Genomic DNA, 15373 nt, shown 5'->3' on the forward strand with positions numbered 1-15373 from the left:
GTCACATCGACCTCCCGTCTCTGAAGGAACGTCATGACCGATGCCACGCCTCTGTCCGCCCGGACTGTCGCCGACCTGGGCCGCGAGACGCCCTCCGGGGAAGTGCTCCACATTCCTGGATATCCGCTGGAGGACCGTCGGGTCGGGATCGTCCACTTCGGTGTCGGCGGGTTCCATCGCGCACACCAGGCCTTGTATCTGGACCGGCTCTTCGGCGCCGGGCACGCCGTCGGCTGGGCGGTGTGCGGTGTGGGGCTGCTGCCCGGCGACGTACGCATGCGTGACGCGCTGACCTCCCAGGATGGGCTCTACACCCTGGTCTCCACCGCCCCCGACGGTTCCCACGACGCCCGGATCATCGGCTCCATCGCCGAGTACCTCTACGCCCCCGACGATCCCGAGGCGGTCCTGGCGCGGATGACCGAGAGCGACATCCGCATCGTCTCGCTGACCGTCACGGAGGGCGGATACAACTACAACCCCGGCACCGGGGAGTTCCTGGCCGACACCCCGGCGGTGGCCCGGGATCTGGCGCGGGGAGCAGAGGATGCTCCCGAGACGCTCTTCGGCTTCATCGTCGAGGCCCTGCGCCGTCGTCGGGAGGCAGGAGCGGAGCCGTTCACTGTGCTCAGCTGTGACAACATCCGCGGCAACGGCGACCTCGCGCAACGCATGATCCTGGCCTTCGCCCGGCTGCGCGACGCCGACTTGGCCGCCTGGATCGAGGCGCACGTCGCCTTCCCCAACTGCATGGTGGACCGGATCACCCCGGTGACCACCGAGGCGGACCGCGCCAAGGTCGCTGAAGACTTCGGCGTCGACGACGCCTGGCCCGTGGTCAGCGAGGACTTCCTGCAGTGGGTGCTGGAGGACCGCTTCCCCGCCGGACGCCCCGCCTTCGAGGAGGCAGGGGTGCAGATGGTCGACGACGTCGAACCCTATGAGCTGATGAAGCTGCGCCTGCTGAACTGCAGCCACCAGGTGATCGCCTACTTCGGGCTCCTGCTGGGCCACACCTACGCCCACGAGGCCTGCCGCGACGAGCTGCTCGTCCGCTTCACGCGGGAGAACTACATGGACGGCGAAGGGACACCGACCGTCCCCGACGTGCCCGGGATCGACCTCGGTCAGTACAAGGACCAGCTCATCGCCCGCTTCGACAACGAACACGTCCGGGACACCCTGGCCCGGCTGGCCGCCGAATCCTCGGACCGCATCCCCACCTGGATGGTGCCGGTGATCCGGGAGAACCTCGCCGCCGGGCGGGACGTGACTGCCTGCGCCGCCGTCGTCGCCTCCTGGGCCCGCTACGCCGAAGGGGTGGGCGAGAACGGGGAGGAATGGCCCGTGGTGGACCGGCTGCGGGAGCGGGTCATGGCCGCCGCCGCCCAGCACGACGACGACCTCCTCGCCTTCCTGCGCGACGAGGAGCTCTTCGGTGATCTGGTGGCGCACGATGCCTTCACGCGCCCGTATGCAGAAGCCCTGACCACTCTGCGGGAACAGGGGACCAGGGCGCTGCTCGAGAAGCTGGTGGGCTGAGGGTCCCGGCCCGTCAGCGTGTGGATGTCACCGCTTGGATGTCACCGCTTGGATCAGCCAGATCACGGCGGCGACGATCAGCGCGATGAAGATGAGGTTGGCGGCCAGACTCATCGCCGCACCCAGGATCCAGAGGACCACACGGATGGCGATGATGACCAGGATGATGGTCACTATCACGGAGAGCAGCTGTTTCATGGGCTCAGCCTAGGGGATGACGCCACCAGGCCGTGAGCTGCGCTGAGGGCGGGCCCCGGATCATCCGGGACCCGCCCTCAGCGGTGCGTCAGCTCAGCGCGCCTTCAACGCACCGGCGCTGGGATCATTCGGCCTCTTCGTCCTGGAGCGCCTCGACGTCCGCCAGCTGGGCGTGCGGGGTGTTCTCCGGGATCTCGCCGTTGAGGCGCAGGCCGGTCTCGGCGTCGAAGAGGTGGATGTGGTCCATCTGCGGGACCACCTTGACGTGGTCGCCCTTGAGCGGAGGACGGCGGCCGTCCACCCGGACCACGATCGGTTGGAAGGTGTGGATGCCCTCCGGGGTGCCGAAGATGTGGGCGTCGGCGCCGAGCTCCTCGGTCAGGTCCACGACCATCGGCAGGCCGTGTTCCGGGTCCACGTGGATGTCCTCGGGGCGCACGCCCAGGGTGACCTTGTTGCTGCTGGCCTTCTTCAGGGAGCCGTCCGGGATCACGAAGCGCTCTCCGCCGAGGATGATCGCCTCGCCGTCGTGCTCCACCTGCAGCAGGTTCATCGCCGGGGAGCCGATGAAGCCGGCCACGAAGACGTTGGCCGGGGTGTCGTAGAGGTTGCGCGGGGAGTCGACCTGCTGCAGGACGCCGTCCTTGAGCACGCAGACGCGGTCACCCATGGTCATGGCCTCGACCTGGTCGTGGGTCACGTAGACGGTGGTGACGGCGAGCTTGCGGGTCAGGGCCGCGATCTGGGTGCGGGTCTGCACGCGGAGCTTGGCGTCCAGGTTGGACAGCGGCTCGTCCATGAGGAAGACCTTCGGAGAGCGGACGATCGCGCGGCCCATGGCCACACGCTGACGCTGACCGCCGGAGAGGGCCTTCGGCTTGCGGTCCAGGTAGGGCTCCAGGTCGAGCAGCTTGGCGGCCTCCTTGACGCGCTGGGCGCGCTCCTCCTTGGAGACGCCGGCGATCTTCAGGGCGAAGCCCATGTTCTCTGCGACCGACATGTGCGGGTACAGCGCGTAGTTCTGGAAGACCATGGCGATGTCGCGGTCCTTGGGGGAGACGTGGGAGACGTCCTCACCGCCGATCAGGATGCGGCCCTCGTTGACCTCCTCGAGGCCGGCGAGCATGCGCAGTGCGGTGGACTTTCCGCAGCCGGAGGGTCCTACGAGGACGAGGAACTCGCCGTCGGCGATCTCCAGCTGGAGCTGATTGATGGCGGGGCGGGCACCGGGGGTGTAGATCCGGCTCGCGGCATCATAGGTCACAGAGGCCATGGTGATATTTCCCTTTCACGGGCAGGTACGTGCCCGACGATCCGTTGTGAAAAGTGTTATGAAGTGGCCGGCCACTCCCAGGAGGAGCCCGCCGCTGTGAATCGTATCACGTTACGTGAGTCACAGTGTCCGCGCCTGACGGGCCGGCTGCGGCAGCTGAGCGAGACGGACGAGCCGGCGCCGCAGGGGAGAGAACCGGTCGATGCTGTCGTCCAGACCGCCCGGTCGGGAGGAGAGCATCCAGACTCTGCGCTGCTCCGCGAGGAGCTTCTCCAGGCGATCCAGAAGTCTGCGAGCTTCGTCGCGAGCGGCCGCAGAGGTGTCCTCCGAGTCCTGGAGTGCCCCGCCGCGGAAGAGATCACTGCGCAGCACGTCGACGCCGAACTGCGCCCAACGAGCCGCCTGGGCGATCTCCTCGAGGACCACGGGGCCTTCGAGGCTCGCCGGACGTGAGGAGCCCAGGGTGGCCAACGCCGAGTGGATCGTCTCTGCAGCGGCATCCAGGCACTCCACGGAGGGCACCTGGTGCGCCTCCAGCGCCTCCGGCTGCTGCACCGCACGGAACAGCGGGCTGGAATTGGCGACGGCGGCGTCGAGCTCACCGGCGACCCGGCCCAGTCGGACCAGGGTAGGCCCCAGCACGCCCTGCTGGTCCTGGAAGACGTGCCGATCCAGAATGTCTCCCAGGAGCTCAGAGGTCTCGCGGTTGCTCTCCAGATGCCAGCTGGCCGCCCCGCCGAACAGGATGGGCGCATAGGACACGACCAGAGGATCGAAGTGTCCACAGTCTCCCCAGCTGGTGAGGAGGAATCCGGGTGCCATGTTCCGCCCTGCGGTCTCGACGGCGTCGATGATGTTGCCCACCGCGTTGTCCAGGCGCCCGATGAAGGACAGCCAGCTGCCCGTGCCCGGCGCGACCCAGAACGGCACGCCCGCATCGATGAGCGCCTGCGCACGTGCGGTGAAGTTCCTCAGCTGCTCCGTGTCGACGCCGTGCGCCTCGTTGAAGCCCCTCTCCGCCTCGCTCATGTGGTCGATCACGGTGGCGATGTGATCGGGAGAGTCATAGAGCCAGACGACAGGCACGGTGCCCTCCGGAACCCGGTCCATCAGCTCTGGGTGGCTGCCCAGGATGTCGGACCAGAACTCCACCTGATGGCCCCGCGAGGTCCACGGGGCCGCGACTCTGGCGACGTAGTCCAGGAAGACCTGGCCCAGCCCCTGCTGTGAGGCCTGCTCGCGGCTGACCCCGGTGCCCAGTTCCCAGGTCTCGTCAGCGCCGATGTTGAGCCGATCCGACCTGAAGTGAGGCGTCAGCTCCTCCAGCAGCTCGGTGACGAACTCCGCGTTCTCCTCTGTGGGCGCCAGGGTGGACGGCGGGCGCAGGCGCCCGGCGAACTCCTGGGGTTCCTGGTTCTCGGCCCGCGGGAGGTAGCGCTCGTGGGCCAGCCAACGCTCCCAGTGCCCGAAGGTGTTCTGGTTGGGCACCAGCTCGATGCCGTGTGCGGCGCAGAGGTCGTCGAGCCAGCGGACATCCTCAGGAGTCAGCGGTGAGGCGTCCTGCCAGACCTCCTCGTGTCCCGAGTACGTGAAGCTGTGCTCCGTGTAGAGCTCCAACTGGTTGTACCGGGCCAGGGAGAGCACATGGACCAGGCGCAGCAGCGTCGAGCGTTCCGGGACGCGGTCCCGACTGACGTCGAGCATGAACCCGCGGCGGCGGATGTCGGGCCAGTCCTCGATCAGCACGGCCTGCTGCTGGTCCGCCGGGGTGCCGCGCAGCTGGTCGAGGGCACGTTGGGCATAGCGCAGTCCGGCGGCGTCGGAATAGGCGATGCGGACCGTCTCAGCGTATTCCAGGCGGAAGCCCTGGGGCGGCAGGTCGGCGTCATGGGAGACGAGGACCTCCGCGTGAGGGCCAGGGGCCGGACCGGAGAGCTCAGTGAGCTGGCGAGGCCGGGGGAAGACTGAAGTGTGCGTCACGGGGGCTCCTGGGTTCTTGAGGTGGCGAGGGCCGGGTGTCGAGTGAGGACGGGTGCGTGGGGGACAGGGAGCACTGCGGGGCTGTGTCAGCCCTTGACTGCACCGGAGACCATTCCGGAGGCCATGCGTCGTTGGACGATGCTGAACAGGATCAGCACCGGGATCGCGATGAGTGCTGAACCGGCCATGATGCCCGCCCAGTCCGTGCCGCTCATCCCTTCCTGGAACCCTTGCAGCCAGACCGGCAGAGTCACCCTCCCGCCGGATGAGAGCATCACCAGGGCCAGTGTGAACTCATTCCACGAGACCAGGAAGCCGAAGACGCCCGTGGCCACCAGACCCGGGCCCAGGAGCGGAAACGTGACGCGGAAGAAGGCCCCCACCTTGGTGCAGCCGTCGATCATGGCAGCCTCCTCCAGGTCCACCGGGACGCCGTCGACGAAGCCCTTCAGCATCCAGACGATGAACGGCATCACGGTGCCGACGTAGAGCAGCGAGAGCCCAAGGGTCGTGTTCACCAGCCCCCAGCCGGAGAGCATGCGGAACTGGGAGATGAACAGGGCCTCGGCGGGAATCATCTGGACGACCAGCACAGTGATGATGATTGCGGTGCGACTCCGGAACCGGAATCGGCTGAGCGCGACCGCGGCCAACGTGGCGGAGAACAGCGCGACAGCCACGGCGAGCAGGCTGACCTGCATGCTCATCCGCATCGCCGTCCAGAAGGAGCTGTCGGACAAGACTCCCAGGTAGGCGTCCGGAGTGAAGTCGAGCGGCACCCAGGTGGGGCCTTCGAGACGCATCTGCGCATTCGGCTGCAAGGACACGTTCACCATCCAGTAGATGGGGAAGATCCAGAGCAGGGCGACGGCGAGTGCTGTGATGTTCAGTGCCTGCCGACTCGCGGTCCGGCGCGGACGCAGCGGTGTGGTCGACGTCATCGGAGATCTCCTTGTCGGCCGAGGATTCTCACATAGCGCCAGGTCAGCGCCAGCAGGAGCAGGAGCATCACCATGGCCAGAGCGGAGGCCATGCCGTAGTCGCCGCCGGCGATGCCTGTCTGGTAGATGTAGGTCCCCAGCAGGTTGGTGTCCGTGGTGTTCCCCGCCGTCTGCTGCAGGGAGTAGATCTGTGCGAACACCCGCAGGTCCCAGATCACCTGGAGGATGGCCATCAGGATCAGCACGGGGCGGATGATCGGCAGCACGATGTGCCACAGGATCCGTGGCGTGCTCGCGCCGTCGATCTGGGCGGCCTCCACCGCGGACTCGTCCACCTGACTCAGTGCGGCGTAGGTGGCCAGTGTGACCAGCGGCGTGCTCGCCCAGATGACCACCGTCGCTGCGACGATGAGGAAAGGCGTCGTTCCAGCCTGCAGCCAGTGAAATCCGTCGAAGCCGGTCAGGCCGGCTCCGGAGAGCACGGCATTCACCACACCATGCCGGTGATCTGCCATGAGCTTCCAGATGGCGACGGCGGCGATCACCGGCGTGGCCCAGGCGAAGAGCAGCGCCAGCTGCAGTGCCACGCGCACTCCGGTGGCGACGCGCTGCATCAGCACGGCCAGGCCGACGCCGACCACCATGGTCAGCCCCGCCGCGACCGCGGTGAACACGAGTGTGCGCACCGTGACGACCCAGAAGTAGGTGTCTGTCAGAATCGCCTGATAGTTGGCGAACCCGACCCATTCGGCAGGCTGCCCGAACTGCTGGGCGATGCCGAACTCCTGGAAGGACATCACCAGCTGCCGCGCCATGGGGTACCCGAGGGCCAGCATGACCAGGCCTGTGGGGAGCACGAGCAGCAGGAAGGGGAGGAAGGCCTGCCGACGGCGCGCTCTCCTGGAGACGTCACCCCGCCCTGGGGACGAGTCCCGGGGGACGGTCCCGGGGGGAGAGGTGGTGGGGGTCAGGGTCGCCATCAGTCGTTGAGGATCTCTTCGAGCTGAGCGTCCACGTCGGCGGCGATGTCCTCGACGTCCTCCCCGTCTGCGATGCGAGTCCAGATCTCCAGGGGGAGCTGGGCGCTGTCGGCCACACCCCACGACGGTGTGTTGGGAGTCAGCTGGGAATGTGCCACGGCCTCCTGGAACGCCTCCGCGCTGTGGCCTTCGAGTGCAGAGGCATGGTCCAGGTTGCCGGGCACCCAGCCCGCGTCTGCGGCGAGCATCGTCTGGAAGTCATCGGAGTAGATGAGCCTGAGCACCTCGCGGGAGAGCTCCTGGTGTGCCGACGCGGCCGAGATGGCGACATTGGACCCTCCTGCGAACGTGGTGCCGGGAGTGTCGGCGTCGGTGCCGGGCAGGGCCATCACCTGGGCGTCACCGCTCTCCCAGAGCTCCTCGTCGATGTCGTACTCCTTCAGGGCGAGCCCCGAGTAGAAGCCGATCTTCCCGGAGTTGAACAGCTCGTAGGCCACCGGCACGGCTTCATTCGGATCCGAAACATACTCGGATCCGCGCTCCATGAGGTCCTGCGCGGCCTGGAGGCCCTCCTGAGACTCTGGGGAGGAGAGCGTGCCCTCCCAGGTGCCGTCGTCATGCTGCGTGGCATAGTCGCCGCCGTAGGTGAACAGCCAGCCCTCCAGCGTCTTGGGGTCGGAGGAGGCCAGGTAGATTCCGGAGAATCCGTCGGTGTCCTCCGGGTTGGCCTCGTTCAGTTCGATCGCGGCCTCGTTGAGTTCGTCCAACGTGGTCGGCACGTCGATTCCGGCGGCGTCGAGTAGGTCCTGTCTGTAGAAGATGATGCGCGATCCTGCGTAGAGCGGCGGGGCGTACGTCGTCCCTTCCCAGGTGCCGGCTTCCAGCCCAGACTCGATCAGCGAGTCTCCACCGAGCTCCTCGAGGAGGTCGTCGACCGGGGAGAAGGCCCCGACGGAGGTGAAGGTGGACGCTTGGGTGTTGCCGATCTCCACGAGGTCCGGGGTCTGCGAACTGTCAGGCAGGGAGGTCTGCAGGAGCTCGACGACGCCTGCCCAGGGCTGCATCTGCACGGTCAGCGTGGAGCCTTCGTGGCTCGCCTCGAACTCGTCGACGAGCCAGTCCTGGGCGGTTTCGGGAACAGAGTCCTCCATGAACCAGATGGTGAGGTCGGCGGACTCGGCGTCGTCGCCGGTGTTCCCGCCGCCTGCGCCACAGGCGGCCAGGGTCAACGTCAGAGTGGAGGCGAGTGCCAGGTGGGGGAGCCGTCGCATGAGTGGTCCTTTCACGGTGCGAGATGCCGGGTGCTGCGCCCCTCGTCGAGGGGTGCAGGCCGTCGTAGGAAAAAGTATGGAGCCTTTACTAACAAAATGGAAGAGGCTGGACCGAAGTCATGTGAAGTCCGCCACGTGACACTCTCCCTTCTGATTCAGGGGAACAGTGCTCGAATCGAGTTGGCTCCTGCCCTGGTGGTCGCGCCGCTTTGTAAGTCATACTTACAAACATGAGTTCTCTGGCACGCCCTTCCGGGCCGCAGTCCCGCAGCGCACGACCCGCAGGCCCCGTTCTGCCGGAGCACGTGAGGGTGCATAACCTGGCCCTCGTGCAGCGGGAGCTGTTCCACGCCGGGCCGATGAGCCGTGCGGATCTTGCGCGAGCAACAGGGCTGACCCGCGTGACCGCCTCCGGACTCGTGGGCGAGCTGATCGCGCGAGAGGTCGTCGTGGAGCAGGGCCCCAGGGCGCGTTCCGGACCGGGGAAGCCGGGAGTCCTGGTGGACCTGGACCGGGACGGTCTGCAGGTCATCTCGCTGGATCTCTCGGGCGCCGAGGCCTACCGCGGTGCGGTGATGGACCTGACCGGCACGATTCTCGCCCGCCTCGAAGAGCCCCGCCGGGGGCGGGAGACCAGCGACCAGGCGCAGGCGACGGTCCTCGCACTGGCGCGCAACCTGCTGGCCCTGGCGGATCGTCGAGTCTTGGGCGTCGGTGTCGGCACACCCGGAGTCGTCTCGGACCAAGGCGTGGTGCTGACGGCGCCCAACATCGGCTGGGACGGCGTCCCGCTGAGGGACCTGCTGCACCGGGAGCTGAGCGTGCCTGTGGTGGTCCGCAATGATGCCAATGCCGCGGCGCTGGCGGAGCAGACCCTCGGGGGCGGTGACCCTGACATGTTCCTCGTCCGTGTGGGACGCGGTGTCGGCGGGGCGCTCATGATCCGTGGCGAACTCGTGGTCGGTCGATACAACGCCGCCGGTGAGATCGGCCATGTGCCGGTGGGTGAGGGCGGCGGTCCGGAATGCGTGTGCGGCAAGCGCGGATGCTTGGAGTCGTGGATCTCGGTGCCGCGGCTGGGTGAGCTGGTGCAGGAGGCGGAACGAGCGGGCCGTCCGATCGAGGACGTGCTCAGCGGCGCCGGAACCAAGCTCGGGATCCTGCTGGCGCCCATCGTCGGCGCGCTGAACCTCTCCGATGTGGTCGTCGCCGGCCCCCGGAGCCTCCTGGAGGGGACGTTCCTCGACGCCGCGCAGGAGGCGCTGCGCAGTCGGATCCTGGGTCGATTCCACACGCAGGTGAGGATGCGCCTGCCGGCCGACAGTGATGACATCGTTCTGCGGGGCGGGCTCGTCATGGTCCTGGAATCTGAGCTGGGAGTCTCATGACACCCCTGTCAGTGCCGCAGACTGACCAAGCCTCCACGGTGCGAGTCGGACTCGATGTGGGCGGGACGAAGACTGACGCCGTCGCCCTCGATGCTCACGACTCCCTCGTCGCGCGTATCCGGCTGCCCACTCAGCCCGGGGCCGCAGGTGTGCTGGAGACGATCCGGACAGCCCTTCGCGGACTGACGGACCAGTGTACGGCCGGCGACGTTCGGTCGATCGGTATCGGCATGCCCGGGCAGGTCGATCCTGGAGGGTCAGTCGTACGGCACGCGGTCAATCTGGGGCTGCAGGACCTGGATCTCCGGGACCTGCTCGAGCGGGTGACCGCGGTGCCCGTCAGTGTGGAGAACGACGTCAAGGCGGCGGCTCTGGGGGCGTATGCCCTCCGGGGCGGCGTGGATGAGGCCTTGGGGTATCTGAACCTGGGCACCGGCGTGGCCGCGGGTGCTGTGCTGAACGGTGAGCTGTGGCGTGGATCTGCCGGCGTGGCGGGCGAGATCGGCCACCTGTCCATCGACCCCACGGGACCTCTGTGTGCCTGTGGCCAGCGGGGCTGCATCGAGGCCTACGCCGGCGGTGGAGCCGTGGCGAGGCGGTGGGGCCGTCCTGGCGCAGGGGCCGTGCATGAGGTCTTTGACGCGGCAGAGGCCGGCGATCGCTGGGCGCAGCGCATGCGTGGAGAGATCGCCTGGGCCGTGGCTTCGGCGGTGCGGGTGCTCACACTGTCCCTGGATGTCTCCACTGTGGTCCTGGGGGGAGGCGTGGCCGCCTTGGGGGGCCGCCTTCTCGATCCAGTTGCTGAGGTCCTCGAGCAGGAGGCGAAGGCCTCGCACTTCCTGGCCTCTCTGCGGCTCGCTGACCGCGTGGAGACCCTGCCTGCCGGCTCGCTGGCCGCCGCGTTCGGCGCCGCCCTGGTAGGGCAGCGACCCCACTGACGACGGCGCCCGCCCCGGAAGTGCCGGGACGGGCGCCGTCGTGGTGCTCAGACGTGCGAGGTCAGAGCGCTGAAGAAGGAGGTCAGTCCTCGATGATCAGCGGGTACACGCCGTTCTCGTCGTGGACTTCCTTGCCGGTCACCGGCGGGTTGAACACGCAGATCATGCGCAGCTCCTCCTCGACCTCCACGCGGTGCTTCTCGTGGCCGTCGAGCAGGTACAGGAAGCCGTCGGTGATGTCGTGCTTCTCGCCGGTCTCCAGGTTCGTCAGCGTGCCCTTGCCGCCGACGCAGTAGACGGCCTCCACGTGGTTGGCGTACCAGAACTCGCTGGTGGTGCCGGCGAAGATGGTGGTCTCGTGGAAGGAGAAGCCGACCTTCTCCTTGCCCAGGACCATCCGGCGCGAACGCCAGTTGCCGTGGCGGATGTCGCGCTCGGTGTCGTTGAGGTCGTCGATGTGCAGCGTGTACATGCAGGTCTCCTGTCAGCTGAGGACGGTCGGTGGGGCGAGTGCTGGCCCGGAGTCTAGCGCGCCGGAGCGGCCCCGGCGGGGACGCGCACCGCGGGGGCCGCTCCGGGCTCTCCGATCAGTGCGGGGGGCGCACCCGCGAAGGCTCGCCCATCTGGCCGGTGGCGGCCAGGACGGCGTCCTCGATGACCTTCAGGCCCTTCTGCAGGTCCTCGGAGTCGATGGTCAGCGGCGGCATGACCTTGACGACCTCGTCCTCCGGACCGGAGGTCTCCACCAGCAGGTTGCGCTTATAGGCCTCGGCGGCCACCTTGCCGGCGGTGTCCGGGTCCGGGAAGCAGATGCCAGAGAGGAAGCCGCGGCCGCGCAGGGTCGCGCCCTTCACATGCCCGGCGATCTGCTCCAGACCCTCGCGCAGCTCGTCGATCTTGCCGGCCAGCTCCTTCTCGAAGGAGTCGTCGGCCCAGAACAGCTCCAGGGCGCGGGCGGCGGTGACGAAGGCGAGGTTGTTCCCGCGGAAGGTGCCGTTGTGCTCTCCGCCCTCCCAGACGTCGAGCTCCGGGCGGAACAGGGTCAGCGCCATCGGCAGGCCGTAGCCGGAGATGGACTTGGATACGCAGACGATGTCCGGGGTGATGCCGGCCTTCTCGAAGGAGAAGAACGTGCCGGTGCGGCCGCAGCCGGCCTGGACGTCGTCGATGATCAGCAGGATCTTGTGACGGCGCAGCAGGTCGGAGAGGCCCTTGAGCCACTCCATGCGGGCGGCGTTCAGGCCGCCCTCGCCCTGCACGGTCTCCACGATGACGGCGGCGGGCTTGTCCACGCCGGAGCCGGAGTCCTCGAGGACCTTCTCCAGCCAGATGAAGTCCGGGATGTCGCCGTCGAAATAGTCGTCATAGGGGATCTTCGAGGAGTTGGTCAGCGGGATGCCGGCGCCGCGGCGCTTCATCGAGTTGCCGGTCACCGACAGCGAACCCAGCGTCATGCCGTGGAACGCGTTGGTGAAGGACAGGATGTGCTGGCGGCCGGTCACCTTGCGGGCCAGCTTCAGCGCGGCCTCCACCGTGTTGGTGCCCGTGGGGCCGGGGAACATGACCTTGTAGTCGAGGTTCCGCGGCTCCAGGATGATCCGTTCGAAGGTCTCCAGGAAGCGGCGCTTGGCCGGGGTCTTCATGTCCAGGGAGTGGGTGACGCCGTCGTTGGCGACGTAGTCCACCACCAGGTCCCGCAGCTCCGGGTGGTTGTGCCCGTAGTTCAGGGCGCCGGCGCCCGAGAAGAAGTCCAGGTAGCGGGAGCCGTCCTCGGTGAACTGGTACGCGCCCGAGGACTTCTCGAACACGGCGGGCCAGTTCTTGCAGTAGCTGCGGACCTGGGATTCACGAGTTTCGAAGATGTCGGTGGCCATGGTGCTGGTCTCCTTGATGGCGCGGCGGAGGTCTCTCCGCCGCTCGGGGGTCAGGTGGACGTCGGGGGTCGGCGCGTCGACGGCGCCGGGCTCAGCTGTCAGAGGTGTTCAGCGGTGAGACCGTGTAGAGGTCCTCGGCCGCGTGCTCCTCGCCGGTCTCGGAGGACGGCGGGAACAGCTCCTCCGTGAAGAGGTCGGATCGGGTGATCTCGGCACCCTGGTCGCGGGCGAGCCCGGTGAACAGCGCGATCGATGCGGCGTTGTCCGCGGTGATCGTGGTCTCCAGTCGGGAGGCGCCGGAGCGTGCCACGACGTCGGCGAGCATCCGGGAGGCCAGGCGGCGTCCGCGGAAGGCGGAGTCCACCGCGACCTGCCAGATGAACAGGGTCTCGGGGTCCCCCGGCCGGTGATAGCCGGAGATGAACCCTGCGGGCTGGCCGTCGACGAGCGCGATCACGGAGGTGTCGGCGAAGTCGCGGGCCCACAGGAGGTAGGCGTACGGGGTGTTGACATCCAGCACGCCGGTGCCGGCGGCCAGCCGCCACAGGGCGGCGCCGTCGGTCACCTCAAGGGTGCGGATCTCGACACGTTCCCCGTTCTGGGCAGGGGTGTCTGCGGAGTTCGACATCGGTTCCACAGTAGTGAGCCACACAGACAGATCAACCCTGACCCCGGTGAAATCGGGGTGAAAACACCCCCTGCTGGCTTTTCCTGCGGGCTTTCCCCGTGGCGCGGCATCCTTGCGGTGAGTGGGATCCGCCACGACGACGCAAGAATCGCAGATCTCATCAAATACTGTGATTGTGCTGTGATCTGAATTTCGGCAAACCGTGTCAAGGGGATGTGAGGAGAGGCACGATATGCCGGATCGAACTGTCAGGCGGCGTCGACGGCGGACCGTGCCGCCTGCACCAGCGCGGCGTCGGTGGTGACATACGATCCTTCCCCTCCTCCCGGCCCTGGGGATCCGTGAGTGACCGGGGAGCCGGCCGAGAGATGGACGACGTCGGCGCCGGCCTCCGCCAGGCCCGCCACATGCGCGGCGCGGACCCCGCCGCCGGCGATGATCTCCAGCCGGCCCGCACCGGCCTCCGCCAGCTGACCGATGACGCTGGTCCCTTCGGGCGCCGTCGCGGCTCCTCCGGAGGTGAGCACCCCGCTGACGCCGAGGTCCAGCAGCTCCTCGACGAGCTGCGGCGGCGTGGTGAGCCCGGCGGCGAGCAGCACATCCACACACCGGTGGACCACCACCGGCAGCCCGTCGGCCGCCTCGACCAACCGGCGCAGGGCGGGATGGTCCAGCCCGTGATCGTCCAGCGCGCCGACGATCACTCCTGCCGCACCAGCTTCCCGCAGCGCGCGCACATCCTGGCGCATCACGGCGACCTCGGCAGAGGAGTAGAGGTATCCGCCGCCGCGCGGACGGATCAGCGGGCGGGCCGGCAGTCCCAGCTCGACCGCCTGGCGGATCATGCCCGACGTCGGAGTCAGCCCTCCGGTGACCAGCGCCTGGCAGAGTTCGGCCCGGTCAGCGCCGTGGTCGTGGGCCACCTGGATTCCTGCTACGTCTTGGACGGCGATCTCGAGCTGCATGGCGGGTCGGCCTCCGTGATCTCCGGGTCATCCCGTCCCGGTAAGGTGCATGTCTGTGACCAAGACTCTCATCCCTGGCCTCGGCTGGACCCTGCACGGCGACGGGCGCACCGTCCGCCCCGGCGACGTCGTCGCCCCCGACGAGCGGCTCAGCTGGGGCCGCACCACCGGCATCGGCATGCAGCACGTGGTGGCCATGTTCGGCGCCACCTTCCTGGTGCCGCTGATCACCGGCTTCCCGCCCTCGACCACGCTGCTGTTCTCCGGGCTGGGCACCATCCTCTTCCTCATCATCACCGCTGGACGCGTGCCCTCCTACCTGGGGTCCTCCTTCGCGTTCCTGGCCCCGGTGGGCGCCTCCATGGGCCAGTACGGAATGTCCGGGGCGCTCGGCGGCATCGTGATGGCCGGGGCCGGACTGTTCCTGGTCGGACTCATCGTCCATGTGGCCGGCACCCGGTGGATCCAGCTGCTGATGCCGCCGGTGGTCACCGGTGCGATCGTCGCGCTCATCGGACTGAACCTGGCCCCTGCGGCCTGGAACAACGTCAACGTCGAGCCCGTGACCGCCACGGTGACGATCGTGGCGATGCTGCTCGCCGGGGTGCTGTTCCGTGGGCTGCTGGGCCGGCTGGCCATCCTCGTGGGCGTGCTCGTCGGCTACCTGGTGGCGGTGCTGCGCGGGGAGGTCGACTTCTCCGGCGTCGGCGACGCCGCCTGGTTCGGTCTGCCGGACTTCACCGCACCGAGCTTCCATGTGGGCACCATCGGGCTGTTCCTGCCGGTGGTCCTGGTGCTGGTGGCCGAGAACGTCGGCCACGTGAAGTCCGTGGCGCTGATGACCCGCCGTGACCTGGACCCGGTCACCGGCCGGGCCCTGATGGCCGACGGGGTGGCCACCATGCTCGCCGGCTCCGGCGGAGGATCCGGCACCACCACCTACGCGGAGAACATCGGCGTCATGGCTTCCTCGCGCGTCTACTCGACCGCCGCCTACTGGGTGGCCGGGCTCTTCGCCATCGCGCTGGGGCTGCTGCCCAAGGTCGGGGCCGTGATCGCCACCGTCCCCGCCGGGGTGCTCGGCGGTGCGGGCACCGTTCTCTACGGGATGATCGGCATCCTCGGTGTCCGCATCTGGGTGCAGAACCGCGTGGACTTCGCCGACCCCATCAACCTGGCCGTGGCCGGGGTGCCGCTGGTCATCGCCATCGCCAACTTCACCATGGAGTTCGGCCAGATCGTCTTCGAAGGCATCGCCCTGGGCAGCTTCGCCGCCCTGGCCATCCACCATGGGATGAGCGCCGTCGCCCGGATGCGCGGTACGGCACTGCCGCCTGAGGCGCGGGACGAGCCCGTTCCCGACGAGGTAGCCCCGCGACCAGGCGCCTGATCCCG

General features: G+C 68.2%; 14 protein-coding genes. 4 read left to right on the forward strand and 10 right to left on the reverse strand.

Annotated features, from left to right (window positions below):
- Positions 1 to 33 precede the first annotated feature (33 nt).
- Positions 34 to 1542, forward strand: a complete 1509-nt coding sequence (locus ABD658_RS02605) for a mannitol dehydrogenase family protein (protein ID WP_344685188.1) — start codon at positions 34 to 36, stop codon at positions 1540 to 1542.
- A 27-nt stretch (positions 1543 to 1569) separates the two neighbouring features.
- Here the strand turns inward: ABD658_RS02605 and ABD658_RS02610 are convergent, their stop codons facing one another.
- From ABD658_RS02610 to ABD658_RS02635, 6 genes are all read right to left on the reverse strand, one after another.
- The gene (locus ABD658_RS02610) at positions 1570 to 1740 is read right to left on the reverse strand and encodes a hypothetical protein (protein ID WP_344685186.1); all 171 of its coding nucleotides are present in this window, start codon (positions 1738 to 1740) and stop codon (positions 1570 to 1572) included.
- A 124-nt stretch (positions 1741 to 1864) separates the two neighbouring features.
- On the reverse strand, positions 1865 to 3013 hold the full coding sequence (locus tag ABD658_RS02615) for an ABC transporter ATP-binding protein (protein ID WP_344685184.1): 1149 nt from the start codon (positions 3011 to 3013) through the stop codon (positions 1865 to 1867).
- A gap of 120 nt (positions 3014 to 3133) precedes the next feature.
- Entirely contained in the window at positions 3134 to 4993 is a 1860-nt protein-coding gene (locus ABD658_RS02620; RefSeq protein ID WP_344685183.1) for a beta-N-acetylhexosaminidase, read from the reverse strand.
- An 86-nt stretch (positions 4994 to 5079) separates the two neighbouring features.
- Entirely contained in the window at positions 5080 to 5934 is an 855-nt protein-coding gene (locus ABD658_RS02625) for a carbohydrate ABC transporter permease (RefSeq protein WP_070159704.1), read from the reverse strand.
- Positions 5931 to 6914, reverse strand: a complete 984-nt coding sequence (locus tag ABD658_RS02630; RefSeq protein ID WP_344685180.1) for a carbohydrate ABC transporter permease — start codon at positions 6912 to 6914, stop codon at positions 5931 to 5933. Before ABD658_RS02630 ends, ABD658_RS02625 begins: the two co-directional genes overlap by 4 nt.
- Complete coding sequence (locus ABD658_RS02635; RefSeq protein ID WP_344685178.1) at positions 6914 to 8185, reverse strand: extracellular solute-binding protein; 1272 nt, start codon at positions 8183 to 8185, stop codon at positions 6914 to 6916. The genes ABD658_RS02630 and ABD658_RS02635 overlap by 1 nt, the downstream gene beginning before the upstream one ends.
- A 305-nt stretch (positions 8186 to 8490) precedes the next feature.
- Between ABD658_RS02635 and ABD658_RS02640 the strand changes: the two genes are divergently transcribed.
- Positions 8491 to 9573, forward strand: a complete 1083-nt coding sequence (locus tag ABD658_RS02640) for an ROK family transcriptional regulator (RefSeq protein WP_344685175.1) — start codon at positions 8491 to 8493, stop codon at positions 9571 to 9573.
- On the forward strand, positions 9570 to 10511 hold the full coding sequence (locus tag ABD658_RS02645) for an ROK family protein (protein WP_344685173.1): 942 nt from the start codon (positions 9570 to 9572) through the stop codon (positions 10509 to 10511). Before ABD658_RS02640 ends, ABD658_RS02645 begins: the two co-directional genes overlap by 4 nt.
- Positions 10512 to 10593: 82 nt before the next feature.
- Here ABD658_RS02645 and ABD658_RS02650 read toward each other — a convergent pair whose 3' ends face one another.
- The 4 genes from ABD658_RS02650 to ABD658_RS02665 all read right to left on the reverse strand — a co-directional run bounded on the left by ABD658_RS02650 (position 10594) and on the right by ABD658_RS02665 (position 13978).
- Entirely contained in the window at positions 10594 to 10983 is a 390-nt protein-coding gene (locus ABD658_RS02650) for an ectoine synthase (protein ID WP_070159707.1), read from the reverse strand.
- A 115-nt stretch (positions 10984 to 11098) separates the two neighbouring features.
- A complete protein-coding gene (gene ectB, locus ABD658_RS02655; protein ID WP_070159709.1) occupies positions 11099 to 12385 on the reverse strand; it encodes a diaminobutyrate--2-oxoglutarate transaminase in 1287 nt (428 codons plus the stop codon).
- A gap of 91 nt (positions 12386 to 12476) precedes the next feature.
- Entirely contained in the window at positions 12477 to 13013 is a 537-nt protein-coding gene (ectA, locus tag ABD658_RS02660) for a diaminobutyrate acetyltransferase (protein ID WP_070159711.1), read from the reverse strand.
- 248 nt (positions 13014 to 13261) lie between these two features.
- On the reverse strand, positions 13262 to 13978 hold the full coding sequence (locus tag ABD658_RS02665; protein ID WP_311025520.1) for a copper homeostasis protein CutC: 717 nt from the start codon (positions 13976 to 13978) through the stop codon (positions 13262 to 13264).
- Between the two features lie 49 nt (positions 13979 to 14027).
- Here ABD658_RS02665 and ABD658_RS02670 point away from each other — a divergent pair, with 49 nt between their 5' ends.
- Positions 14028 to 15368, forward strand: coding sequence for a uracil-xanthine permease family protein (locus ABD658_RS02670; RefSeq protein WP_070159715.1), 1341 nt, complete (start codon positions 14028 to 14030; stop codon positions 15366 to 15368).
- The last annotated feature ends 5 nt before the right edge of the window (positions 15369 to 15373 follow it).

This window comes from Nesterenkonia aethiopica (assembly GCF_039534665.1).
GTDB lineage: Bacteria > Actinomycetota > Actinomycetes > Actinomycetales > Micrococcaceae > Nesterenkonia > Nesterenkonia aethiopica.